Origin of the sequence: Vibrio sp. THAF190c (assembly GCF_009363355.1) — a bacterium.
Lineage (GTDB): Bacteria > Pseudomonadota > Gammaproteobacteria > Enterobacterales > Vibrionaceae > Vibrio > Vibrio fortis_A.
The window spans coordinates 2,165,596-2,190,700 of record NZ_CP045338.1 but is presented as its reverse complement, the minus strand read 5'-3'; the positions used below and the strand labels follow the sequence as shown (position 1 = coordinate 2,190,700).

At 42.7% G+C, this 25,105-nt stretch carries 22 protein-coding genes; 19 read left to right on the top strand and 3 right to left on the bottom strand.

Annotated features, from left to right (window positions below; all coding sequences use genetic code 11):
• Positions 1 to 11 precede the first annotated feature (11 nt).
• The 16 genes from lpxK to FIV04_RS09650 all read left to right on the top strand — a co-directional run bounded on the left by lpxK (position 12) and on the right by FIV04_RS09650 (position 18,752).
• On the top strand, positions 12 to 1,019 hold the full coding sequence (gene lpxK, locus FIV04_RS09725) for a tetraacyldisaccharide 4'-kinase (RefSeq protein WP_152469561.1): 1,008 nt from the start codon (positions 12 to 14) through the stop codon (positions 1,017 to 1,019).
• The gene (locus FIV04_RS09720; RefSeq protein ID WP_032552063.1) at positions 1,000 to 1,179 is read left to right on the top strand and encodes a Trm112 family protein; all 180 of its coding nucleotides are present in this window, start codon (positions 1,000 to 1,002) and stop codon (positions 1,177 to 1,179) included. Before lpxK ends, FIV04_RS09720 begins: the two co-directional genes overlap by 20 nt.
• Complete coding sequence (gene kdsB, locus FIV04_RS09715; protein ID WP_152469018.1) at positions 1,179 to 1,925, top strand: 3-deoxy-manno-octulosonate cytidylyltransferase; 747 nt, start codon at positions 1,179 to 1,181, stop codon at positions 1,923 to 1,925. Before FIV04_RS09720 ends, kdsB begins: the two co-directional genes overlap by 1 nt.
• A 253-nt stretch (positions 1,926 to 2,178) precedes the next feature.
• On the top strand, positions 2,179 to 2,859 hold the full coding sequence (gene cmk / locus FIV04_RS09710; RefSeq protein WP_032552065.1) for a (d)CMP kinase: 681 nt from the start codon (positions 2,179 to 2,181) through the stop codon (positions 2,857 to 2,859).
• Positions 2,860 to 2,966: 107 nt separating this feature from the next.
• Positions 2,967 to 4,637 (top strand): 30S ribosomal protein S1, encoded by a 1,671-nt coding sequence (gene rpsA, locus FIV04_RS09705; RefSeq protein WP_032552066.1) that lies wholly within the window; start codon positions 2,967 to 2,969, stop codon positions 4,635 to 4,637.
• A 100-nt stretch (positions 4,638 to 4,737) separates the two neighbouring features.
• Complete coding sequence (ihfB, locus tag FIV04_RS09700) at positions 4,738 to 5,022, top strand: integration host factor subunit beta (protein ID WP_032552067.1); 285 nt, start codon at positions 4,738 to 4,740, stop codon at positions 5,020 to 5,022.
• A gap of 128 nt (positions 5,023 to 5,150) precedes the next feature.
• Complete coding sequence (locus FIV04_RS09695; protein WP_032552068.1) at positions 5,151 to 5,423, top strand: LapA family protein; 273 nt, start codon at positions 5,151 to 5,153, stop codon at positions 5,421 to 5,423.
• Positions 5,424 to 5,446: 23 nt separating this feature from the next.
• Positions 5,447 to 6,622: a lipopolysaccharide assembly protein LapB gene (lapB, locus tag FIV04_RS09690; protein ID WP_150894012.1), complete on the top strand. Its 1,176-nt coding sequence runs from the start codon at positions 5,447 to 5,449 to the stop codon at positions 6,620 to 6,622.
• Between the two features lie 96 nt (positions 6,623 to 6,718).
• Positions 6,719 to 7,429 carry an orotidine-5'-phosphate decarboxylase gene (pyrF, locus tag FIV04_RS09685; RefSeq protein ID WP_152469017.1) on the top strand — a complete coding sequence of 237 codons (711 nt, stop codon included), beginning with the start codon at positions 6,719 to 6,721 and terminating at the stop codon, positions 7,427 to 7,429.
• Positions 7,430 to 7,827: 398 nt separating this feature from the next.
• Positions 7,828 to 8,850 carry an ABC transporter permease subunit gene (locus FIV04_RS09680; protein ID WP_150868951.1) on the top strand — a complete coding sequence of 341 codons (1,023 nt, stop codon included), beginning with the start codon at positions 7,828 to 7,830 and terminating at the stop codon, positions 8,848 to 8,850.
• Positions 8,847 to 9,890 carry an ABC transporter permease gene (locus FIV04_RS09675; protein ID WP_152469016.1) on the top strand — a complete coding sequence of 348 codons (1,044 nt, stop codon included), beginning with the start codon at positions 8,847 to 8,849 and terminating at the stop codon, positions 9,888 to 9,890. Before FIV04_RS09680 ends, FIV04_RS09675 begins: the two co-directional genes overlap by 4 nt.
• Before the next feature lie 48 nt (positions 9,891 to 9,938).
• A complete protein-coding gene (locus tag FIV04_RS09670; RefSeq protein ID WP_152469015.1) occupies positions 9,939 to 11,783 on the top strand; it encodes an extracellular solute-binding protein in 1,845 nt (614 codons plus the stop codon).
• Positions 11,784 to 11,800: 17 nt separating this feature from the next.
• Positions 11,801 to 12,685: an ABC transporter ATP-binding protein gene (locus FIV04_RS09665; RefSeq protein ID WP_152469560.1), complete on the top strand. Its 885-nt coding sequence runs from the start codon at positions 11,801 to 11,803 to the stop codon at positions 12,683 to 12,685.
• A gap of 4 nt (positions 12,686 to 12,689) precedes the next feature.
• Positions 12,690 to 13,505, top strand: coding sequence for an ABC transporter ATP-binding protein (locus FIV04_RS09660; RefSeq protein WP_152469014.1), 816 nt, complete (start codon positions 12,690 to 12,692; stop codon positions 13,503 to 13,505).
• Positions 13,506 to 13,702: 197 nt separating this feature from the next.
• A complete protein-coding gene (locus FIV04_RS09655) occupies positions 13,703 to 14,575 on the top strand; it encodes a hypothetical protein (protein WP_152469013.1) in 873 nt (290 codons plus the stop codon).
• A 28-nt stretch (positions 14,576 to 14,603) separates the two neighbouring features.
• Positions 14,604 to 18,752 carry a M66 family metalloprotease gene (locus FIV04_RS09650; protein WP_152469012.1) on the top strand — a complete coding sequence of 1,383 codons (4,149 nt, stop codon included), beginning with the start codon at positions 14,604 to 14,606 and terminating at the stop codon, positions 18,750 to 18,752.
• A gap of 60 nt (positions 18,753 to 18,812) precedes the next feature.
• On the opposite strand, the gene FIV04_RS09645 is transcribed toward FIV04_RS09650, so the two are convergent.
• Both FIV04_RS09645 and FIV04_RS09640 read right to left on the bottom strand, forming a co-directional pair.
• On the bottom strand, positions 18,813 to 19,577 hold the full coding sequence (locus FIV04_RS09645) for a tRNA-(ms[2]io[6]A)-hydroxylase (protein ID WP_152469011.1): 765 nt from the start codon (positions 19,575 to 19,577) through the stop codon (positions 18,813 to 18,815).
• Between the two features lie 130 nt (positions 19,578 to 19,707).
• Positions 19,708 to 20,472 (bottom strand): DNA repair protein, encoded by a 765-nt coding sequence (locus tag FIV04_RS09640; protein ID WP_150868945.1) that lies wholly within the window; start codon positions 20,470 to 20,472, stop codon positions 19,708 to 19,710.
• A gap of 342 nt (positions 20,473 to 20,814) precedes the next feature.
• Here FIV04_RS09640 and cysB point away from each other — a divergent pair, with 342 nt between their 5' ends.
• Together cysB and FIV04_RS09630 are read left to right on the top strand one after the other, a co-directional pair.
• Positions 20,815 to 21,789 (top strand): HTH-type transcriptional regulator CysB, encoded by a 975-nt coding sequence (cysB, locus tag FIV04_RS09635; protein WP_032552078.1) that lies wholly within the window; start codon positions 20,815 to 20,817, stop codon positions 21,787 to 21,789.
• Positions 21,790 to 21,901: 112 nt separating this feature from the next.
• On the top strand, positions 21,902 to 23,104 hold the full coding sequence (locus FIV04_RS09630) for a methyltransferase (protein ID WP_152469010.1): 1,203 nt from the start codon (positions 21,902 to 21,904) through the stop codon (positions 23,102 to 23,104).
• A gap of 108 nt (positions 23,105 to 23,212) precedes the next feature.
• Here the strand turns inward: FIV04_RS09630 and ald are convergent, their stop codons facing one another.
• Positions 23,213 to 24,337: an alanine dehydrogenase gene (gene ald, locus FIV04_RS09625; protein WP_032552080.1), complete on the bottom strand. Its 1,125-nt coding sequence runs from the start codon at positions 24,335 to 24,337 to the stop codon at positions 23,213 to 23,215.
• Positions 24,338 to 24,511: 174 nt separating this feature from the next.
• Between ald and lrp the strand changes: the two genes are divergently transcribed.
• Positions 24,512 to 25,006, top strand: a complete 495-nt coding sequence (lrp, locus tag FIV04_RS09620; RefSeq protein ID WP_004734558.1) for a leucine-responsive transcriptional regulator Lrp — start codon at positions 24,512 to 24,514, stop codon at positions 25,004 to 25,006.
• Positions 25,007 to 25,105: the final 99 nt, after the last annotated feature.

Sequence of the window (25,105 nt, the reverse complement as noted above, 5' to 3'; positions counted from 1 at the left end):
ACGAGTTAAGCGTGGTCGAAAAGATTTGGTTTGATAATCACCCTTTAAAGTATCTGCTTTGGCCACTGTTGTGGCCATTGAGTTTACTCTTTAGTTTTATCAGTAAAAGGCGTTGCCAAGCGTATAAGCAAGGTACTAAAGCGAAGTATCGAGCGCCTGTACCAGTGATAGTCGTAGGAAACATTACGGCGGGTGGCAACGGCAAAACGCCAGTTGTAGTTTGGCTAGTTGAGATGTTGCAATCTCAAGGATATAAGCCGGGTGTTGTTTCACGTGGCTATGGTGCAAAAGCGCCGAGTTATCCATTGGTTTTATCTGAAGATACACCTGCAGCTCATTGTGGTGATGAACCTCGTTTGATTATGAAAAGAACGGGCGCACCTGTCGCTGTAGATCCAGTTAGAGCTAATGCGGTTAGAGCTTTGTTAGACTCTAAAGTCGACGTTATTGTCACTGATGATGGTCTTCAGCACTACGCTTTAGAAAGAGATATCGAGTTTGTGGTGGTTGATGGTGTTCGCCGTTTTGGGAATGAACAAGCGATTCCGTTGGGGCCATTACGCGAACCCGTATCGCGTTTAAGTGAAGTCGATTTTATAGTGACGAACGGTGGACAACCAGAATTTAATGAGATGGCGATGTCTTTGGTACCTAGCCAAGTGGTTAACCTAAAAACTGGAGAAAGGACATCTTTAGAAGCGCTGACAAAATTAGTCGCATTTGCAGGAATTGGCCATCCACCACGTTTCTTCAAAACGCTGGAAGACCTTGGTGCTGATGTGGTTCATACTCAAGGTTTCGCTGATCATAAAGATTTTGACCAAGATGAGTTATTCGCTCTTGCTGAAAAGGGTGAGAACATCATAATGACAGAAAAAGATGCTGTGAAATGTGAAGGTTATGCGCAAGATAATTGGTGGTATCTGCCTGTTTCTGCGCAATTTGACCAAGCATCACAAAATAAAGTTATGCAAAAAATTAAAGAGGTTATGGAATACTATGGATCACCGTCTACTTGAAATCGTTGCTTGCCCTGTGTGTAAAGGTAAATTAACTTTTGATAAAGATAAGCAAGAACTGATTTGTAAACTTGATCGCCTTGCATACCCAATTAAAGAGGGTATTCCTGTGCTTCTTGAGCCAGAAGCACGCACAATCTCAATGGATGAGGGCAAATAATGTCATTTACGGTTGTCATCCCAGCTCGTTATCAATCGAGCCGCTTACCTGGAAAGCCGTTAGCTGATATTGGCGGCAAGCCAATGATTCAATGGGTTTATGAGCAATCCGTGAAAGCTGGTGCAGATAAAGTCATTATCGCGACCGATGATGCTCGAGTTGAAAAGGCAGCGAAAGCGTTTGGTGCAGACGTTTGTATGACCTCTCCTAAACATGAGTCAGGAACAGAGCGTCTTGCTGAAGTGATCGAAGTGATGAATATCCCAGATGATCATATCATTGTAAACGTGCAGGGTGACGAACCTCTTATCCCACCGAGCATCATAAACCAAGTAGCGAACAACCTCGCGGGTAGTGAAGCGCCAATGGCAACATTAGGGGTAGAAATCACTCATGTTGATGAAGTGTTTAACCCTAATGCTGTAAAAGTCGTGACGGACAAAGATGGTTATGCACTGTACTTTAGCCGTGCCACGATTCCTTGGGATCGCGATGCGTACGCTAATAATGGAACAAATGCAGAGTCTCCATTGTTAAGGCACATCGGAATTTACGCATACCGCGCAGGCTTCATAAATACCTACATTAATTGGGAACCAAGTACGCTTGAGCGTATAGAGTGTTTAGAACAGCTACGTGTGCTTTGGTATGGAGAAAAAATCCATGTTGATATTGCAGCAGAAGCGCCTGCTGCTGGTGTAGATACGCCCGAGGACCTTGAAGCGGTCAGAGCAATTATTGGATAATGTGTCCCCTTTAAAATGCAATTTTAAGCCTTATAAAAGCCTCGCAGATTCGCGAGGCTTTTTCATTAAAGCTGCTACAAACATACGAGTTAAACAGAGGGATTTATAAATACTTCGTTATATCAGGCTCACAGGGATTAATGTGAGATTTACCTCGCCCCGACACTGATTTTTCTCTATAATATGCCGCCTGTTAACGCAGTTGTATTATGCGAGTGCGGAATAAAACTTACGAAGAAACGTGGAGTAAAACATGCCTTCTCAAAGCCCAGTGATTACGGTTGATGGCCCAAGTGGTGCAGGTAAAGGTACCCTATGTATGTTACTAGCTGAAAAGTTAGGTTTTCACTTACTAGACTCGGGTGCTATCTATCGCGTGCTTGCACTAGCCGCAATCCATCATGGTGTAGACACAGAATCTGAAGATGCTTTAGTTCCTTTAGCAACGCATTTAGACGTTCAGTTTATTGCTGAGGGTGAATTGGTAAAAGTGATTCTTGAAGGCGAAGATGTCTCTGGCGAGCTTCGTAAAGAAGAGACAGGTATGGCGGCTTCAAAAGTTGCAGCACTGCCTCGCGTACGAGAAGCACTGCTGCGTCGTCAACGTGCCTTCAGCGCAGCGCCGGGGCTTGTTGCGGACGGTCGTGACATGGGTACTGTAGTATTCACCAATGCTGAAGCGAAAATTTTCCTTGATGCGAGTGCTGAAGAGCGTGCGAATCGCCGCCTTAAACAGTTGCAAGGCAAGGGCTTAGATGTTAAATTTGACGACCTTTTGAGCGAGATCCAAGAGCGAGACGACCGAGATCGTAATCGCCCAGTAGCGCCACTGCGCCCTGCTGAGGATGCGCTTGTGCTGGATTCCACCTCAATGAATATTGAGCAGGTGGTAGAAAAAGCACTACACTATATTGAATCGAAACTGGCTGGGTAACTTTTACCGAGTCGGCAAGAACGTTGGTTGCAAGGATGATAACCGGCGAATTTATCAACCCCATGCGGTAGGATACCCATGGACGTTTAATTATTGAAGATTAAATAATGACTGAATCTTTTGCTCAACTCTTTGAAGAGTTTCTAAACGAAACAGAATTCCAACAAGGCAGCATCGTTAAAGGTACTGTAGTAGCTATCGAGAACGGTTTCGTTCTTGTTGACGCTGGTCTTAAGTCTGAATCTGCTATCCCTGCTGAACAGTTCAAGAACGCTGCTGGCGAACTTGAAGTTGAAGTTGGCGCTGAAGTAGACGTAGCTCTAGACGCTGTTGAAGACGGTTTCGGTGAGACTCAACTTTCTCGTGAGAAAGCTAAGCGTCACGAAGCTTGGATCGTTCTTGAGAAAGCTTGCGAAGAAGCTGAAACTGTTGTTGGTATCATCAACGGTAAAGTTAAAGGCGGTTTCACTGTTGAACTAAACGGTATCCGTGCTTTCCTTCCAGGTTCTCTAGTAGACGTACGTCCTATCCGTGACACTGCTCACCTAGAAAACAAAGAGCTAGAGTTCAAAGTAATCAAGCTAGACCAGAAGCGTAACAACGTTGTTGTTTCTCGTCGTGCTGTTATCGAATCTGAGAACAGCGTTGAGCGTGACGAACTTCTTGAAACTCTACAAGAAGGTACTGAAGTTAAAGGTATCGTTAAGAACCTTACTGACTACGGTGCATTCGTTGACCTTGGCGGTGTTGACGGTCTTCTACATATCACAGATATGGCTTGGAAGCGCGTTAAGCACCCATCTGAGATCGTTAACGTTGGTGACGAAATCCTAGTTAAAGTTCTTAAGTTCGACCGTGAGCGTACTCGCGTATCACTAGGTCTTAAGCAACTAGGCGAAGATCCATGGGTAGCAATCGCTAAGCGTTACCCAGAAGGTCACAAGCTTTCTGGTCGTGTTACTAACCTAACTGACTACGGCTGCTTCGTTGAAATCGAAGAAGGCGTTGAAGGTCTAGTACACGTTTCTGAAATGGATTGGACTAACAAGAACATCCACCCATCTAAAGTTGTTAATGTTGGCGACGAAGTTGAGGTTATGGTTCTTGATATCGACGAAGAACGTCGTCGTATCTCTCTAGGTCTGAAACAGTGTAAAGCTAACCCATGGCAGTCATTTGCAGAAATGCAAGCTAAGGGCGACAAAGTTACTGGTAAGATCAAGTCTATCACTGACTTTGGTATCTTCATCGGTCTTGAAGGCGGTATCGACGGTCTAGTACACCTATCTGACATTTCTTGGAATGTTGCTGGTGAAGAAGCTGTACGTGAGTACAAGAAAGGCGACGAAATCTCAGCAGTTGTTCTTGCAGTAGATGCAGAGCGTGAGCGTATTTCTCTTGGCGTTAAGCAAATGGAAAACGACCCGTTCAACGCATACGTTGCTGACAACAAGAAAGGCGTTCTAGTAAACGGTACTGTAACTGCAGTAGACGCGAAAGGTGCAACTATCGAGCTTGTTGAAGGCGTAGAAGGTTACATCCGTGCTTCTGAAGTTTCTCGTGACCGCGTTGAAGATGCGTCTCTAATCCTAAGCGTTGGTGACAGCGTTGAAGCGAAGTTCACAGGTGTTGACCGTAAGAACCGCGTAATCAACCTATCTATCAAAGCTAAAGATGAAGCTGAAGAGCAAGAAGCAATGGCTTCACTGAACAAGTCTGACGAAGGCGCGTTCGGTAACGCAATGGCAGATGCATTCAAAGCTGCTAAAGGCGAATAATTTAATTTTTCGCTAAGAAAGGGACCTTTGGGTCCCTTTTTTTTTGCTTATTTTTCCGATAGGTCTATAATTTCTAAAAAGAAAACCAACGAGGGTAACTATGACTAAGTCTGAATTAATTGAAAGACTATGCGCTGAGCAAACGCATCTTTCTGCAAAAGAAATTGAAGACGCTGTAAAAGACATTTTAGAGCACATGGCTTCAACATTGGAAAGTGGTGATCGAATCGAAATCCGTGGTTTTGGTAGCTTCTCGCTGCACTACCGTGAGCCTCGCGTTGGCCGTAATCCAAAAACCGGTGACAAAGTAGAGTTGGACGGCAAATACGTTCCTCACTTTAAACCAGGTAAAGAGCTACGCGAACGAGTAAATACAGGAATGTAGATTACTTATCGGAATTTTGAAAAGCGGCATACTACAATGTATGCCGCTTTTTTATGACCATAATATGGTGGTCTGATAAGTAATTTTCCTGCATAATCGTACTGCTAATTAACCAATGAGTGATGAATATGAAAATTATAAAAATAGTCGCTGTTATTGCACTTTTCCTAATTGCACTGGCTTTAGGCTCTCAAAACCAAACTATCGTGAACTTCAATTACCTGCTTGCCCAAGGTGACTTCCATCTATCTACATTACTTGGTGTAGTGTTTGTATCGGGTTTTGTTCTAGCATGGATTGTGTTTGGTAGCATGCACATGAAATCTCAGCTACAGATCCACCGTTTAAAGAAAAAGCTAAACAAGCAATCAAAGCAAGTCGCTGTAGAATCAAAAGCTTGATAGCTGAGAAAGGCTAATACTGAATGTTAGAGTTACTGTTCTTACTTTTACCCATTGCTGCTGCTTACGGCTGGTATATGGGTAATCGTAATGCTCAGCAAGAAAAGCAAAAGCAATCTCATCAGATATCTCGTCAGTATGTGACAGGTCTGAACCTACTTTTGTCAGATCAGTCGGATAAAGCGGTTGACCACTTTATTGAACTGCTTCAAGTTGATAACGAAACGATAGATACACACCTCGCGTTAGGTAACCTATTTCGTTCTCGAGGAGAGGTTGATCGCGCTATTCGTATCCACCAGAATCTTATTTCCCGCTCCGGTCTTACGATTGACCAAAAAAACCTCGCACTACAGCAACTCGCAAAAGACTATATGGCATCGGGCTTTTTAGACCGAGCAGAGAAAATCTTTGAGCAACTCGTCGATGAGCCAGACCATAAAGAGAGTGCACTTCAACAACTGGTTTCTATCTACCAACAAACCCGAGAATGGAACAAAGCCATTCAATACGGTAATGTGCTAATCAAAATCAGTAAGAAGAAGCTTAAGATGCGTGCTACGGTTGCTCATTTCTGGTGTGAAATGGCAATGCAGGAGCAAGCCGAAGGTAATAAGTCCAAAGCGATACAACACTTTAAGAAAGCACTCAGTGAAGATCCTAAGTGCGTTAGAGCTAGCATTGCATTGTCCAAGATTCATCTGGCTAATGAAGAATATAAGAAAGCGATAGAGTACCTTGAATCTGTTGTTGATCAAGACATCGACTTTATTAGTGAAGTACTTCCAACTTTAGCTGATTGTTATCACCACTTGGGACAGGAAGCTCAGCTTGTCGAATTCCTTAAAGTTTGTATTCAGAAAAAAGCAGGAGTATCTGCTGAGTTAATGTTGGCCCAGCTAGTTGCACAGCATGAAGATATCGGCTCTGCTCAGGAACTTTTGACCAAACAACTTCTTAAAAACCCAACGATGAAAGGCTTTTATCGATTGATTGATTATCATATTGCAGAAGCTGAAGAGGGGCGAGCTAAGAACAGCTTAACCACGTTACAATCTATGGTTGGTGAACAACTGAAAATGAAGCCTCACTACCGTTGTAGGAAGTGTGGTTTCTCGACCCACTCGCTATATTGGCACTGTCCTTCGTGTAAGGGGTGGGGGACGATCAAGCCGATCCGTGGCCTTGATGGTGAATAAATTTATGGTCAATGTTAGACCAAATTAAATAGTGCAGCTTTCGGGCTGCATTTTTATGAGTAAAATTTAAGACAATAAACTGCGTTAGGAGATGAAATGAACGATCAAAAAATCATTGTAGCCCTGGATTACGACAACCAAGCAGATGCTTTGGCCTTTGTCGATCGAATCGATCCAGCATCTTGTCGCCTAAAAGTAGGTAAAGAGATGTTTACTTTATTCGGGCCAGAGTTTGTACGTGAGCTACACAAGCGTGGTTTCTCGGTTTTCTTAGATTTGAAATTCCACGACATTCCAAACACATGTTCTAAAGCAGTTCGTGCAGCAGCGGAAATGGGTGTTTGGATGGTGAACGTTCATGCTGGTGGTGGTGAGCGTATGATGACGGCATCACGCGAGATTCTTGAACCTTACGGTAAAGATCGTCCATTGCTGATTGGTGTGACTGTACTGACAAGCATGGAGCAACAAGATCTTGCTGGTATTGGTCTTGATATTGAGCCACAGAAGCAGGTGATGCGTCTCGCTAACCTAACTAAAAATGCAGGCTTAGATGGTGTTGTTTGCTCTGCGCAAGAAGCGTCATTACTAAAAGGTGAGTTGGGCCAAGAGTTCAAATTGGTGACTCCGGGCATTCGCCCTGTAGGTGCCGATGTTGGTGACCAGAAGCGTATCATGACGCCTTCTAAAGCGATTGAATCAGGTTCTGACTACTTAGTTATTGGCCGCCCAATCACTCAGGCTGCTGATCCAGCTGAAGTGTTAAAGAATATTAACAATGAATTGTTACATATGAATAACAACTAATTATTCTGTAGGTGCATGGTTTATCTCGTTTAATAAAATTAGCAAACGATTAAACTGTGCGCCTTGTAGTGATATTCACTATATAACTCCCTTACTATAACTTTCCTTTCTAAAATATATACTTATCAACATATTCCTTCGATTTTATATTTACTTATTCTAATTGTGGTCTAAATAAACCGACACATATTGTGGTTTTACATAACGATTTTCTCAAATTAACTATAATAATATGACTTGAGTCGATTATTTTTAATGTTAATTGGATGTAATTGTTTAATTCAATATTCTTATGAACTAGAGTTTACGAACTGAAATCTCATCGGACCAGTGTGCGGGTTGGTGATTGTCCACAGGATGTGGTTTAAATGTAATTAATTGGTATGGAGTACTTCCAATTGTTAGCTTATATATTGAGGCGTTTATTGCTTGTCATTCCAACATTTATAGGAATAACAATCTTGATTTTTGCCATTACTCGCTTCGTCCCGGGTGGTCCGGTAGAAAGAATGCTGTCAAAAATGCATTCAGGAACTGACAGTGCGGCAGTAAGCGTTGTGGGTAATAATTCATCACTATCAGATGATCAGATTGCAGAACTCAATGCCTTCTATGGATTAGATAAACCTATATTAGAATCTTATGTTAATTGGCTGTCTAAGATTGTCGTATTAGATTTTGGTGAATCAACTCGTTATTACGAGCCAGTGAGTGACATGATTGCTGAACGTTTACCAATCTCGTTGTTTTATGGAGGAATGACGTTCTTTATTAGTTACTTTATATCAATTCCACTTGGATATTATAAAGCGATCAAACATGGTTCAGTATTTGATTCTACGTCTTCAATTTTAATATTTATTGGTTACGCGTTACCCGGATATGTTGTTGGCGTTTTTCTAATCACATTGTTTGCCTATAACCTTGATTGGTTTCCTATGGGAGGATTCGTCGGAGACGATTTTGAGGACTATGAAAATTGGGTAGACCAAATTAAGGACATCATGTGGCATGCCGTGCTTCCTCTCATTTGTTATTTGATTGGCGATTTTGCGACGCTCACGATGACAATGAAAAATAACCTTATGGAAAACCTCTCTGCTGATTATATTAGAACAGCCATAGCGAAGGGGTTACCGTTCAAACAAGCGGTTAAAAAGCATGCATTACAAAATAGCCTAATTCCGATAGCGAGTCATTTTGGTAACTCATTATTATTCTTTATGTCCGGTTCTTTCTTGATTGAAGTTATCTTTAATATCGATGGTATTGGCTTATTAGGTTATGAATCAATAATGGAGCGAGATTATCCGGTTGTTATGGGAATTGTCGCTATTAACGCTGCGATGTTGATGATTGGTAATATTGTCTCTGATCTATGTGTTGCTGCTGTCGACCCAAGGGTGAGGTTTGGCGCATGATAAGACTAACCCCACTAACACAGAAAAAGATTAAACACTTTAAAGAGATAAAACGTGGATATTGGTCACTTTTGATCCTGATTTTCCTACTTATTTTTTCAATCTTCGCTGAGTTTTTTATTAACAGTAAAGCACTACTCGTTAGCTACAAAGGCGAATGGTCATTTCCTGTTGTCTCAGACGTAAGGCCAGGGACGGACTTCGGGCTAAGCTATGCGAGTGAGGCTGATTATAGAGATTTGAAACAGATTTTTGAGGATGAAGGCGAAGGTAACTTTGTCATCATGCCCATCGTGCCTTGGAACCCTTATGAGCAGGACTTTTCTGGGGACTTCCCACCACTAGCTCCGAGTGTTGAGAGTAAACATTATTTAGGCACCGATGCGATCGGGCGAGATATTTTAGCGCGTTTAGTTTATGGCTTTCGTATAGCGATGGGATTTGCCTTAATGACCATGGCCATCTCTTATGCGATTGGTACTGTGGTCGGATGCTGTATGGGCTTTTTTGGAGGCAAGTTTGATTTGTTTGTTCAGAGGCTAATAGAGATTTGGTCAATGGTGCCGTTTCTGTACGTGATTATGATCTTAGTCTCGATAACCCAGCCAACGTTTACCTTGTTTGTCGCAATTAATGTTTTGTTCGGCTGGATGGGAATCACTTGGTATATGAGAACCATGACATATAAAGAGTCTGCTCGCGAATATGTGATGGCAGCACGAGCATTGGGTGCTTCTACAACGCGTATTCTAGTACATCATATCTTACCCAATACTATGGTTATGATAGTGACTTTAGCACCATTTACGATTGCCGCTAACATTACCGCATTAACGGCACTCGATTATCTAGGGCTTGGACTAATGCCTCCTACGCCTAGTTGGGGTGAACTACTACAGCAAGGGAAATCGAATTTAGATGCTCCTTGGATTGTGATCTCAGTTGTCGGAGCCATCGTTGCAGTTTTAGTCATGGTGACATTTATAGGTGAAGCGATACGCTCGGCATTTGATCCCAAAAAGTTCACACGCTACGTATAAGCCTACATTCAGGCATTTACAGGAAGTATCCAATTACAGGATGTAATTATGAATAGAACACTCTCAATATGTATTTCAGCGTTGATGACTGGTTTATCCACATCAGCTTTCTCGCAAACCACTACTTTACCACAGGGCGTGGAATGGTTGTCTAACAACAATGAACCACTTTTTGCTTCACAAAACGCGATACGCGGCGGCACCTTACGTACATTCATGGCCAGTTTTCCTCAGACCTTGCGTAGCGTCGGGCCAGACGCAAATTCAGGGTTACGTCATTACTTTATGGATGGTGCACCAAAGCTTGCTCAGCGACATCCTAATACGGGCAAGTGGATTCCACAGTTAGCGACTGATTGGGCGTTCTCTGAAGACAATAAAACGGTCTACTTTAAGCTTGATCCTAATGCAACATGGTCTGATGGAGAGAAAATAACGGCAGATGACTATGTGTTTATGCTCACTTATTATCGCTCTAAAGATATCGTCGATCCTTGGTATAACGATTTTTTTTCAACGTCCATTATTGATGTGATTAAAGTAGATGAATATATCATAGCCGTAGAAACCGCTGTAGAGCAGAGCCAAGACGCTCTAATGGTGTTGATCAATATGCCAAGTAACGGCTTTCAACCAAGGCCAAAACACTATTTTGCGGATGAAAAAGATGCAAATAATGATGGTATGGTCGATAACTTTGTCCGTAAATATAACTTCAAGAGTGAACCTACAGCAGGCCCGTATTACTTAGAGAAAGTTAAAAAAGGTAAGAGTGTTACCTTCAAACATGTCGGTGAAAAGTGGTGGGGCTATTCAAATCGCTATTATCAGAATCGCTACAATGTCGATAAGGTGCGTATTACGGTTATTCGCGACTTTGATATCGCTCTAAAGCATTTTGAAAAAGGTAAATTGGATTACTTCGATTTCGTACTCCCTGAATATTGGCATGGGAAATCTGACTCTCAAGGCTTTAAAGATGGTTACATCCAGAAATTTTGGGGGTTCAATCAAACACCGCAAGGTGCCGGTGGTTTGTGGATGAATACTGCGCAACCATTGCTCGATGATATCAATGTTCGTAGGGGCATTATGCACGCTACCGACTATGACGGAATGATTAAAAACATCATGCGTGGTGACTACTCTCGTAAGCCACATGGGCTCGGGTTTGGACATGGAAAATACGATAACCCAACGAATAAAGCGCCAGAATTTGACCCTCAGGTAGCGGCTGAGCACTTTGCAAAAGCCGGCTTTGACACCATTGGACCTGATGGTATCCGTATCAATAAACAGGGTCAGAGGCTTTCGTTTGCCATCACCTACGGTTACAACGCATGGACGCCAAGAATTGCCTTTCTCAGAGAGCAAGCCAAGTTAGCGGGTCTCGACCTTACCCTTAACTTGGTCGATGGGTCATCGGCGTTTAAATACATTCTAGAGAAGAAGCATCAATTGGCTTTTCTCAATATGGGCTCGGGTGAAATCCCTTCTTACTGGGAGTATTTGCACTCAGACAATGCCAATAAACCGCAAACCAATGCACACACTAACTACAGCAGTCCTGAACTGGATAAATTGATAGAAGCGTATGATGCTGAGTTTGACCAAGCTAAACGTTATCAACTCTCGTATCAGATTCAAGATTACGTTACACAGGCTAATATCATCGTTCCAGGCTATATGGTGCCGTATTCACGCGCTGCGCATTGGCGTTGGGTCCAGTATCCAGAAAATCCAATGACTAAGCAGACAGAGTCTATCTTCCACCCGATGGATATTGGTAGTTTCTGGATAGATCCTTCACTGAAGAAAGAGACGCAAGCATCGATGAAGTCAGAGAAAACCTATACTCCGGTTTCATTTGTTGATGACCGTTTTAAGTTGTGACGGATGCTTGTATGACTATGGAATATAAACAAGATCCTAATTGCGATGTGGTCTTGGAAGTAAAAGATCTAGAAGTCACTTTTGATACTGACTCGGAAGTCGTTCAGGTACTGCATGGCGTCAGCTTCAAAGTTAAAAAAGGCAAAACTCTAGGTCTGGTTGGAGAGTCTGGTTGTGGTAAAAGCGTCACATCCATGTCGATTATGGGTCTGCTACCTAAGCCTTATGGTCAGGTTGTCGGTGGGGAGATTCTTTATAACAATCAGGATCTCGTTACCTTGCCACCCGATTCTATGTATGAAATGCGAGGTAACTCGATCTCTATCATCTTCCAAGATCCAATGACGGCACTTAACCCGGTACATAGTATCGGTAAGCAGCTAATGGAGGTGCTAGCGCTTCATCGACCTGAGTTGAAGAAAGCTGATAGAAGACAATATGCGATCAAGATGTTGGAAAAGGTCAAAATTCCAATGCCAGAGAAACGTATCGACGAATATCCGCATAACCTATCTGGTGGGATGAGACAGCGCGTAATGATAGCTATGGCTCTTGCATGCAAACCAGACGTGTTGATTTGTGACGAACCAACCACGGCTCTAGATGTTACGGTTCAAGCCTCTATTTTGGAGCTGATGAGAGATCTACAACAAGAGACCGGCATGGCGATGCTGTTTATTACTCACGATTTAGGTGTGGTTGCAGAGGTGTGTGATGACGTAGCTGTCATGTATGGAGGGCGTATTGTTGAGTATGCAGATGTATTTGAGCTGTTCTATTACCCGAAACACCCTTATACAAAGCGTTTACTGGGTTTAATGCCAAGTTTGGATCATCCGCCAAAGCAACAAATAGAGATAAAACCTATTGATACTTCGTTGTTCCCAGAGTTTAAGGGGTAGCTTAATGTCAGAAGTATTAAGAATCGAAAACGTTACTCAGCATTTTGTCTCTGGAAAAAGGTTGTTCACAAAAGGGTATGTGATTAAGGCCGTTGACGGCGTCTCTTTTTCTCTGCACCAAGGGCAAACCTTGGGGCTAGTTGGGGAATCAGGGTGCGGAAAGAGTACATTGGGACGAACAATATTGAAGTTGTTTGAACCAACATCTGGACGAATTTTCTTTGAAGGAAAAGACATCACCCATTGGAAAGCTCGGGAGATGAGACCGCTTCGTAAAGAGATGCAGATTGTCTTTCAAGATCCGATGGAGTCTCTCAATCAACGACATACGATCGGTATGATTTTGGAAGAGCCTTATATTATCCATAATGTCGGTACTAATAAAGAGCGCAAACAGTGGGTATTAGAGCTATTGGACAAGGTGGGTTTGGCCAGAGAGTCGGTTGATCGTTACCCTCATGAGTTTTCTGGTGGACAACGTCAACGTATCGGAATTGCTCGGGCCATCGCTCTAAAACCTAAACTGCTTATTTGTGATGAGTCCGTCTCAGCACTAGACGTGTCGGTACAGGCACAGATTATTAATTTGCTCTTAAACTTACAGAAGGAGATGAATCTAGCAATTATTTTTATTTCCCACGATCTTTCTGTTGTTAAAAAGGTTTCGGATGACGTCGCTGTAATGTATTTTGGTAAGATTGTGGAATATAGTTCTGCAATGGAATTATATAACAATCCTAAAAATGAATATACAAAGAAACTACTTTCAGCAATACCAATAACACACCCTAATCGCAGGAAGCGTACAAAGGAAAAATAGAGTTAATACAATTCTGTACAAAATAATACAAAGAAAATTTGTAATTTAATTGTAAAGTAATTTGGCAGCAAGGTTCTGTTGCTAAAAAATCTATCGATATTTAGTGATAAATATTGAGGTGTTTATTCACTTAAAATTTGATGGGTTATTTAAATAGGTTCAATAATTGAACTTAATACTCATGGAAGTTAAAAAGCATGCATAACACAATAAAGTGGAAGGTGAAGCCGATCGCAATATTGTTGGGCACTATGTTTACTTTATCTGTTTACGCAGAGGAAGGTAATAGTGTTGATAATATTAACGATAAGGTTGAGTCAACACAAAATGAAAGCGATGCATCTTGTATAACTTGTAATATCAGCGGATCCGTTACTGCTGGTTATTCGACAAATATATACAACAAAGATGACTATCGAGCAGATCGAAGCTTCTCATGGGATGGCACACTGAAATATAAACTCTCCGAAAATATGAAGGCATATATATCTTCGGGTGGATATCGAGCACTAGACGATGAAGTAGGGACATACGCTACTGATTCGGTTATAGGGCTAAGCCACTCTAAGTTATATGAGTTTGGGGAGAGTGGAAAAATAGGTGCAAGTGGGCAATTTACTATTCCCACCTCTGAAGCGTCTCGTAACGATAAGTTACAAACCGCATTCAGATTAGCTGTTCCGATCAGTTTCGAACACTGGGGAGTGAATTTTAATATATCGCCCCGACTTAGAAAGAATTTTCATAAATATAAAACTTATGGTGGTAAGTCTCTGACTGAATGGACGTACTCGCTATTTACTGGTGCAAGTTACAGCTGGGAAAAGTTAACTTTGGGAATTGATGCTTTGGGTGGAAACACTATCAGTTATCAAGGAACCAGACGTGATTCAGTTGATTATGGCGGTTCTATCTATGGAGCTTATGACTTTAACGACAACTGGTCATTTACTCTTACAGCCGCAACGTCAGGCGCATATGCAGATGCAGAACGAGGCACATTGGGCAATATCGATCTATTCGATGCAGACAAAGCCTCTTACTCAGCAGATATAACATTCTCATTCTAGGGAAATAAAAATAATAAAAGGATTCAATATGGACTTTAAAAAGATTGCATTAAGCTCCGCAATTACGGCTATTTTGGCTGGGTGTGGTGCTGATGACCAAGCATACGAGCTTCAAGAGCGCGATTCTAAGGAAGTCGCAGTACAAGATCTTAAAGATGGCCGTTGGTTTTATGTTCCAACGACAGGTGCTGCACCACGATTTGCATTAAACCAATTTCCGTTCCTACAAGGTATGGGACGCTATGTAGAACTCTGTTATACCAAAACTGGTTTAGAGGTGCGTGCATTTGATAAAAACTACCCTGACTCTTCGTTACCAAAAGACGAAAACAACTATTGTGCAGAGCAAGATATTGTAGGTAGCGATGATCTTGTAAACTTCGCTCAAGTACTAGAAATTCCAGGCGACTTCGCGGCTTACCGTTGTAAGGAAGATGCGTATGATGACTGTACAAATACTGAAGAGATCAATGAAGATAAAAGCTTAGACTACCGTAAGAAAACTCACTTCACGCCTAAACCAGAAGAGCTGATCGTATCTGAGTTTAACTGGGAAGATCTGTATGGTTTGAAGGATGGGATTACAGAGCAGGGAACCGCAAAAGTGATTTCTTGGGACTTTGATCCTGAGAACGGTATTCTCAATTTCGAGTTAGAGCGCACTTTCCAAGTCGATTTAGATAACCTTTCTGACTACATTAATTTTTCAACTAAATCTGGCTTAGAAGAAGCATTGGTTGATGGTGCCTTCAAGGCGCGTTTCTACTACTCATTGGTTCATGAAAGCGTAGTTGCTTCGGATAACTACCAACCTGTGATGTACCCAGTCGGTGATGAAAACGATATTGGTTTTTTCACTACACAAACGAAAAAGCTCAACCCGATCACCAACAAGTATGATCGTGACGTAGTTTATCTGAATCGATTTAACCCAGACAACGGTACGATCAAATACTACCTGACAGACAACTTCTTCGAAGATAAGAATAAGCTTTTCTTAGACTCGACTATTCAAACTATCGACAAAATGAACAAAGCGCTGTCTTTGTTTGGTAATGATGCTGGCAAACCAGCGATTGAAATTGTCAACTCAGCGGCGCCAGCAGGTATACATCCGGGCGATCTGCGCTATAACATCATTAACTTGGTTGACGAACCTCTAGCGAATGGCCTACTAGGTTATGGACCTTCGGTAGCTAACCCGATGACAGGTGAAATCATTAAAGCACATGTTAACCAATATGCAGGTGTGGCCAGAACAGGTGTGCCTTATTACTGGGATAATCTAGCGCGCTTTTACAACAGAAACCAGTTGTCGATGAACGGCTTACCTGCATTGCCTACTGAAGAGGGTGCAGCGCCTGTGGTTACTGAAGTAGAAAGCCGTATTCAACAGCTATCGACTATGGCAGCAATGTCGAAGCTACCTCAAGTTGATGATGTTGCGCCAGCTTTGACAAAAGAAGAACTCACCGGTGACCGAACTCCGTCACAAGGGCCGACCATTCTTACTAAGAACTTCAGTGACAATATGGACTTTGAAGATGTCGTAGCCGCTGAAGAGAATCGTTTGGCGTTCTGGTCTGAAAATAATGTATACCCAATTGAAGCGTCTTGGGTCTCTTCAACCAGTAAAGCGATGCTTGATAATCTTAAGTTCGATGATGATCGTTATTTCAACATTAAGGTAGATGATAATGGCATAGAAACGTCACGCGAACTTAGACGCTGGAAATACTTACCAAAAGATCTTCAACAAGAAGCTGCTGATGCAATAACTGTTGCGACTTACAGCAATACACTTGTTCATGAATTGGGTCATAACGTTGGTTTACGTCATAACTTTAAGGGTTCTAACGACAAGGAAAATTACTACACCTTGGAACAGGCTCATGCCCTTGGGTTAAATAACATTCCGGCCTATAGCTCAACCATGGACTACGCCCCAAGTATGTTGGATGAAACGCCAACATGGGGTCTATATGATATTGCAGCGTTTAAGTTTGGTTATGGCCGTAAAGTGGAGACCGTTCAAGACTCTTCATCAGCGATGCCAGCGGCGGTTGCAAATCCAGGTGATGAGGGTACTGACGAAGAGAAAGCAGCTTATCAACAATACCTTGCGGATCTACAGGCGTATCAGCAAAGCTTTGCCAACCGTTTTGGCAACAATGTGGATAATGACTCATTGATGGTATGTAGCGAAATCATGGCGTTATCAGGTGATCAAGCCGGTAAGTCTCTTTACAACTGTGACTTTAGCCGTTTCGATATTGCTGCGTTAAGTGATGATCCTGAAGATTATGCAAAAACTCGATATGGCGTACTTTACTACTTAGACAATGTTCATAATATCGAGCGTAAGAGTTACGGCTTCTGTACCGATGGTAACGTGTCCCTCAACAGTGATTGTAACCGTTTTGATGAAGGTACAAGTCTCAATGAGATCGTAGCATATGAGTGGCAGAGCTACTTAGATAGCTATGACCGTCGTAACCTTGCAGAATACAGCACCAACGGTTTATTCACGTCGGATTATTCAAGTTACATTATCCGTCGCTATCGCGAGATGACATCAATTCGTGACAAGATGGAAGATCTAGAACGCATTGATGATCTATACAATAATTTGGGTTTAACTTCTTCTACGGATAAGCCGGGTGACTTCTTAATGCGAATAGCTTCTAATGATACCTACTGTACAACACCGGGTGCTGAAGGAAACTATTGGTTCTGCGATTATGCCGATGGCGGAATGAAAGCCGCAGCTTACTTTTTGGATGTATTAGCAACCCCAGAGCATCAATGTGTTATTGAAAACAAAGCTGGTGCACAAAAAGTTATCTCATTTGGTCAGCTACTTAACAATAATTCTCACTTATTGCCTGCCAATTTCGATCTGATTGATGCGAGTTGTTTTGATGAAAAAACGGCTGAGTTTATAGAAGATTCGAATAAAGGTTATTCTGCCGTAGCCGAAACCAAAAACGGCCGCTTCTTGAACTCTATTGGTAGCTTTAACCCGGATTACCCTTGGTCTAATGCGGTTTCAGTACTTGGGAGTTGGCCTGATAAAGCGCTTGCAAGTTATTTCTTGGCGCGTCGTTTCTCAACTCGAGATACTGACGAAGTGAGTTTTGCTTCACTACTAGACCTTCCTGGTGTACAGGAGCAGTATGAGAATATCATTTCTAACATTATTTCTAGCGAAGGCTTAAACACACCCGTCGCATTGGTCGATGCCAAAGGTGATGCTTATAACAATCTGAAAGGTGTTGAAGTTCAATTACATGTAACCGAGCAAATGGAGTCATTGTCCCCATTACCGCGAGGCATTGAGGAGTTCTTTGATATATCAAGCAGAAGCAGACAGCGTATTGGTGATTTGATACTTAATATGGGTGTTAGCCAAATGCAGTCTGATGATTATACGGTGAAGTCTCTTGGAAAAGCACAGTTAGATGTGTTTACTAAGCAGCAGGATCGTTATGGTTTGATTGCTGGGGATAAAGTTGAATTTGTTATTGATGGCGAAACTTATGTGGCGACGAAGTCGAACAAATTGGCTTATCAATACGCGAGTCAACTCGTAACAACAGATGGTTATGCGTTGAAGGTACATCTTGATGGCTATGACCGCGTTGAATTAGCGAAAATCGCGAATAGCATTGATACGGCTTGGGGAAGTTTTAGAACGGATCTACCAGCTTCTTATCATAGCCCAGTTCTGTTGTTGGATGCTCCATTGATTCACTCTATGAAAGTAACGATTGATGTAGACTTGGCGTCAAATGTGGATACTTTCGAGAGATCGTTCAATAACTTCCTTAATACAAACATCAGTTCAGGTGATCTTGTTTATGATTCGGAGGCTGGAACTGTTCAGTATAAAGGTGGAACTGTACACGACGTAGCAAAAGTATATGGCACTTACGTTGACGTTATGTTACTGATTATCAGTAACTTTAATGATTCAATGATGTTCGCTGTAGACAACGTTCACGCGGGATATGTTGCGGCATCTGATGCTGATAAAGAGCTATGGCTGAAAGATGTTGATCTTATTAAAGCTTATGTTGATGGTGATATTAGTAGTGTTGCGGGTAAGTACTATGAATTACTCGATAGGTTACCGGATGTAGCTGATATCAAAGCTAGGAAAAAAGGAACTCTATAGAGAATCCTTAACAAAAGGCTCGCATCTGCGAGCCTTTTCTATATCTGCCAGTTAGGGACACTATGCAGCGATAGCTGGCGCACCACTATGGAATTTAAAGTCGCTGTCTTCTGATGTAATGAGATCCGCTTCTACACGTGCGAAGTGAGCGACACGCTCGGAAATATCTTTACCAGCGATTTGTTCTGCAAGCTCTAGGTAATCTTGATAGTGGCGAGCCTCTGAACGAAGAAGAGACACGTAGAACTTCTCCATATCTTCTTCCAGGAAAGGTGCGAGCTTTGCGAAGCGCTCACAAGAGCGTGCTTCAATAAACGCACCAATAATCAATTTGTCCACTAAAGCGTCTGGCTCATAGGTTTTCACATGTTTAATCAAGCCTTTTGCGTAGCGACCCGCTTCGATAGGCTGATACGTTACACCTTTCTTTTCCATTAGCTCCATCACTTGGTAAAAGTGGTGCAGTTCTTCTTTGATCAGAAGTACCATTTTGTCGATGAGATCGTCGCCATAAGCACAACCTTCTTTGGCTGTGATCTGTTTTGACGCATTGCTCTTACCACGCAGCGATTCTAAATTTCCCTTACGACGGTAGGCGAACTCTTCGTATGGCTTAATCCACTCATTTAGCTGAATTGCACTTTCTTTATCAACCGCATACTTACGAATCAGAAATAGGGCACTCTGAGCAGCTTTTAGCTCACACAACATGTGATCGCGCAAAATGATATGCAGGTTTTCTGGCTTTTTGGCTTCGTCGATCCAAGAGTCTGGCGTTTCGGCTTTTAGAAAGGAATGAATAGGAGCTAATAGTTCTTGATACATGCTAGAGCTTGAGTAATTTTGGAAAAACGAGATATTACCACAGGAACATTAAGGTTAGGAGGGGCTTTCTTGGTGTAAAAAAGGCCGCCAATGAGGCAGCCTTAGGGAGAGTTGTATTAGATGAGTGGAATTACCACTTCTTCTTCTGACCAAATAGTGCATCCATATCGTCTTCGCGTTCTTTGGACTCCATTTGTTGAAGCTCTTGTGCGTTGCGATCTTGGCGTTTTTGATCAAGTTCGTTCAGCATCTCTTGTAACTTCTCACGAGCCTGGTTCGAATATGGATCATTTTTCGTGGTTAGTGCGTCAATACCCTTGCGAAGCAGCTGAATGGCCGTACCGGGTTGGCCGCGAGCAATTGAGTCGTTAGCACGTTTAATTACGTTCTCGATGTTGATTCGAATTTGGATTGTCTCTAGGCGAGCATTCTCTGCAACGTAAGCTTGAGTTTCGAAACGCCCCTTATTGTGTTCACTTCGAATGGTATCACGTAGGCGTTTAACCAACTTCAACATCATAATGGCTTGCTTGTCACTACTAGGGACGCGGAAAGCAGTGCTTTCACCACCTTGATAGTTCTCTTTTAGCTGAGTGATCTGTTGTTTCACACTCTCAATGCGTTGGGCGAGTTGTTTGTTTTTGGGATCCAACTCATACATGTTTTCAAGCGAATCGAGGATACGTGTGTTTAAGCACACCAGCAGGTCTTGGCTAAACGGCATGTGATGCGCGTTACCAATCAGCTCTTCCGTTCCATCGATAATGGTCAAATAACGAGAAGATTCCTGTTTCTTCGCTGTTTCCACCTTAACTTTGTACTGAAGCATGATGTTGTAGCCCAATACCAACACCAAAAGAATGGCTACTAAGGCAATAATTAAACCAATATTCATATAATTGCGTCTGCTTGTTGTGTTCTATCGCTAACTTCAGAGGATACACGATTCCATAGAGTATCTACACCCGTAAATCGCTTATCTGCCTTGTAAATTTTGATTTGCCATTATCTCTTGTTCATGTTGCTACGTAATCAAAAAGTGAAAACTATTTACTGATAATGAGGGATTGATTACAAAGGAGTGGCGACGGTTTCATATCAGGCTCTATAAAAACTCAATTTTCCTATCATTTTTGCCAGTAAGGCGTTATAACTATTTATTATATTCGCTAAGTTTAACTCGCTTACTTTCTTAATAAGTTAGCACTGAAATGAGTAAAGGATTACGAGGTCACCGATGAAGTTACAACAACTGAAGTACATTGTTGAAGTAGTCAACCATAACCTGAATGTCTCTGCGACAGCTGAGAGTCTTTATACGTCTCAGCCGGGCATCAGTAAGCAAGTTCGTTTGCTTGAAGACGAATTAGGCATTCAGATCTTCGAGCGTAGTGGCAAGCACTTGACGCAAGTGACGCAAGCGGGTGAAGACATTGTTCGAATCTCGCAGGAAATTCTTGCTCGCGTTGAGAGTATCAAAGCGGTAGCTGGCGAACATACTCACCCAGAAATGGGTACTTTGAACATTTCAACTACCCATACTCAAGCTCGCTACGCGTTGCCTGACGTGATTAAAGGCTTCACCGCTCGTTATCCAAAAGTATCACTTCACATGCACCAAGGCACGCCAAGCCAGATGTCTGAAGCTGTGGCGAAGGGTACTGCGAACTTTGCAATTGCAACAGAAGCTCTTCATCTCTATCAAGACGCGATCATGTTACCGTGTTATCACTGGAATCGTTCAATAGTAGTGACGAAAGACCATCCGTTGGCGCAAAAACAGAACGTAACCATTGAAGACTTAGCGGCATACTCGCTAGTGACCTATGTATTCGGTTTTACTGGTCGTTCAGAACTCGATACTGCGTTTAACAAAGTCGGATTAACGCCACGTGTTGTGTTTACTGCAACCGATGCCGATGTAATTAAGACTTATGTGCGTATGGGGATTGGTGTTGGTGTTATTGCGAGCATGGCGATTGATGCGGAGCAAGATACAGACCTAGTTGCGATTGATGCGAGCCACCTATTTGGTGCGAGCACAACCAGTATCGGCTTCCGTCGTGGTACCTTCTTACGTTCATACATGTTCGATTTTATGGAACGTTTTGCACCACACTTAACGCGCCCTGTCGTTGAACAAGCGATTTCGTTGAAATCAAATGAAGAAATTGAAGAGATGTTTAAAGACATCGAACTTCCGGTAAGATAGATACTATGATATTCAGGCCTGCTTTTTGAGTGGGCCTGATTACTTCAGATGTCCACCAGTACTTTCTATTTGCATGGCTTCCACCTACAATCCCTCCATTACAGGGGGCCGCATGCAATCCAAATTCCAAATTCTTGATTCCTTTCTTCATCAACACCAAGTTTATTGGCGTTCTGAGCCGTTCCATCTCTGCCAGCAAGATGAGCTTCCTTGGCGTAGCCACAATCAACCTCTGTTTACTTGGCTACAATCGCTTAGTAACGACCAGGTCTTGGCTTTCAAAGAGCAGCCAGCGTCTCTAATAGAAGAGTTGAACGAATTTTTCCCTGATTTATCTCGAGTTGTTGAGGCTGTTGAGCTATCGACATTGGAGAGAAAAGGGTTAGATCTCCCTAAAGGGACGGACATAGGAATCCCTGGGCGTAAGCTCGAGCAGATCATGTCAATGAGTGAAGCAGTATTGGACCATCACAAAGGAACGGAGTGGCTTGAATGGTGCTCTGGTAAAGGGTTTCTTGGAAGAATCTTATCGCAGCAATCACAGCAACAAGTGACCAGCTTTGAATGGCAGCAATCGCTGTGTGACAGTGGCCAGGCGATTGCTGATGCGCAGCAGCTGCCGATGCAATTCGTGCAAGGGGACGCTTTTTCTAAGGACTCCGATAAGGTGTTTAACCACAATCAACATGCAGTAGCACTCCACGCTTGTGGTGATTTGCACGTCACCTTGCTCAATAAGGCGGTGAACCACTCGCTTCCTGCGGTTACGGTCTCACCGTGTTGCTACCACTTGATTCAGTCGGAACGCTATCAAGCCATGTCAAAATTGGCTCAGTCTGCACAACTTTCTCTTTCGAAGTCTGACCTGCGAATTCCGTTGCAGGAAACTGTCACTGGAGGAGAGCGTGTTAAGAGGCATCGTCAATTGGAGATGAGCTTTCGATTGGGCTTTGGTCAGTTGATTAAGCGTGAGCTTGGGGTTTTAGAGTATTTACCAGTACCGAGTATCAAAAAATCAGAGCTGTCTCAGGGGTTTGAAGCATTTTGCTGGTGGGCAGCGAATCAGAAAGAGATCGTTTTACCTAGCGAGCTAGATTTCGAGTTATATGAAAGACTAGGTGAGCAGCTTTTCTGGAATATGGAGCGACTGAGTTTGGTACAGCAAGTGTTTAGACGACCCTTAGAGGTGTGGCTAGCTTTGGATAGGGCGCTCTACCTAGAGGAGCAGGGCTACCAAACGTCGATTGAACAGTTTTGCGAAAGACACATCACGCCGCGTAATATTCTGATTCGAGGCTGGAAGTCGGATAGCTAAAGTAGAAGCCAACTAGTGTTGCTAGCTATAACATATAAAAAAGCCAGCTTGAAAAGAATCAAGCTGGCTTTTACATTTCTAGTCAGTCAAAACTGTCTAGCAATCTTCTTAGTTGAACATTGCGATAGCTTCAGCTGGGTCTACGTATTCTAGGTCAAAGCTCTCTGCAACTTCTTTGCAAGTTACTTTACCGTGGATAACGTTTAGACCTTCTAGGAAGCCTTTGTCTTCTAGAAGTGCTTCACGGTAGCCTTTGTTCGCTAGTTTAACAATGTAAGGAAGTGTTGCATTGTTTAGTGCGAATGTTGAAGTGCGAGCAACGGCACCTGGCATGTTAGCAACACAGTAGTGAACTACGTCGTCAACGATGTAAGTTGGTTCTGCGTGTGTTGTTGCGTGAGAAGTCTCGAAACAACCACCTTGGTCGATTGCAACGTCAACGACTGCTGCGCCTGGCTTCATCTTAGCGATGTGCTCTTTAGTCACTAGTTTAGGAGCAGCTGCGCCTGGGATTAGTACAGCGCCGATAACTAGGTCAGCTTCTAGAACGTGCTTCTCGATAGCGTCTTCAGTAGAGTAAACCACTTTAGCGCGGCCTTGGAACTCTTCATCTAGGCGACGAAGTGTATCAACGTTACGGTCTAGGATAGTTACGTCTGCACGTAGGCCAACAGCCATACGAGCTGCGTTAGCACCTACTACGCCGCCGCCGACAACAACAACTTTTGCTGGCTCAACACCTGGAACGCCACCAAGTAGAAGACCACGACCGCCGTGAGATTTCTCAAGAGTTTGTGCACCTGCTTGAATAGACATGCGACCTGCAACTTCAGACATTGGCGCTAATAGTGGCAAGCGACCCATATTATCTGTTACAGTCTCATAGGCTACGCAGACAGCTTTGCTCTTGATAAGCTCTTCAGTTTGTGGAAAATCTGGTGCAAGGTGTAAATAAGTAAATAATATTTGCCCTTCACGAAGCATAGCTCGCTCGACAGCTTGAGGTTCTTTAACCTTTACAATCATATCTGCTTTCGCGAACACGTCAGCAGCAGTAGGAAGAATGGATGCGCCTACAGCGATGTAATCATCGTCTGAAAAGCCGATACCGTTGCCGGCATTGGTTTCAACAAAAACTTGGTGACCATGTGAGATTAGTTCTCTCACGCTAGCTGGGATCATACCAACACGGTACTCGTGGTTTTTGATTTCCTTAGGTACGCCAATAATCATCCTGAATCCTCATTTTATTTTGGTTGTATAATCTATAGTAGTTGTATTAACTGTGTGTAGGGTAATTCTGTCGAATTAATATCTAGTATAGATATGTTGAGATAAAATTTGATACTGAATATTAAAAAGTTGTAGTATATTTTTTTGCAAGGAAGTAATAAGGTGGAATAAAAAATGGCAGACAACTATAAGAAGCCGTCCAAGGAACTAGACCGTATCGACCGCAACATTCTTAATGAGTTGCAAAAAGACGGTCGTATTTCGAACGTTGAACTCTCAAAACGTGTGGGTCTTTCTCCGACTCCGTGTCTTGAACGTGTTCGTCGTTTGGAGCGTCAAGGGTACATTACAGGGTATACAGCGCTGCTTAATCCTCAGTACTTAGATGCATCACTATTGGTGTTTGTTGAAATCACATTGAACCGCGGTGCGCCAGATGTGTTTGAACAATTTAACACTGCCGTTCAAAAACTAGACGACATCCAAGAGTGTCATTTAGTGTCGGGTGACTTTGACTATCTTCTAAAAACGCGTGTATCGGATATGGGTGCTTACCGTAAACTCCTAGGTGATACGCTATTGCGTCTACCTGGTGTTAACGACACTCGTACTTACGTGGTAATGGAAGAAGTGAAACAAACCAACCAACTGGTGATTAAAACTCGTTAATCATCAATGGTCGAACAGCAAGAAAGCGGAACTTAGTTTCCGCTTTCTTGCTTTCTGGAATTGGGTTTTTCCGTTTGATATGGTTAAATCAACAGTAGT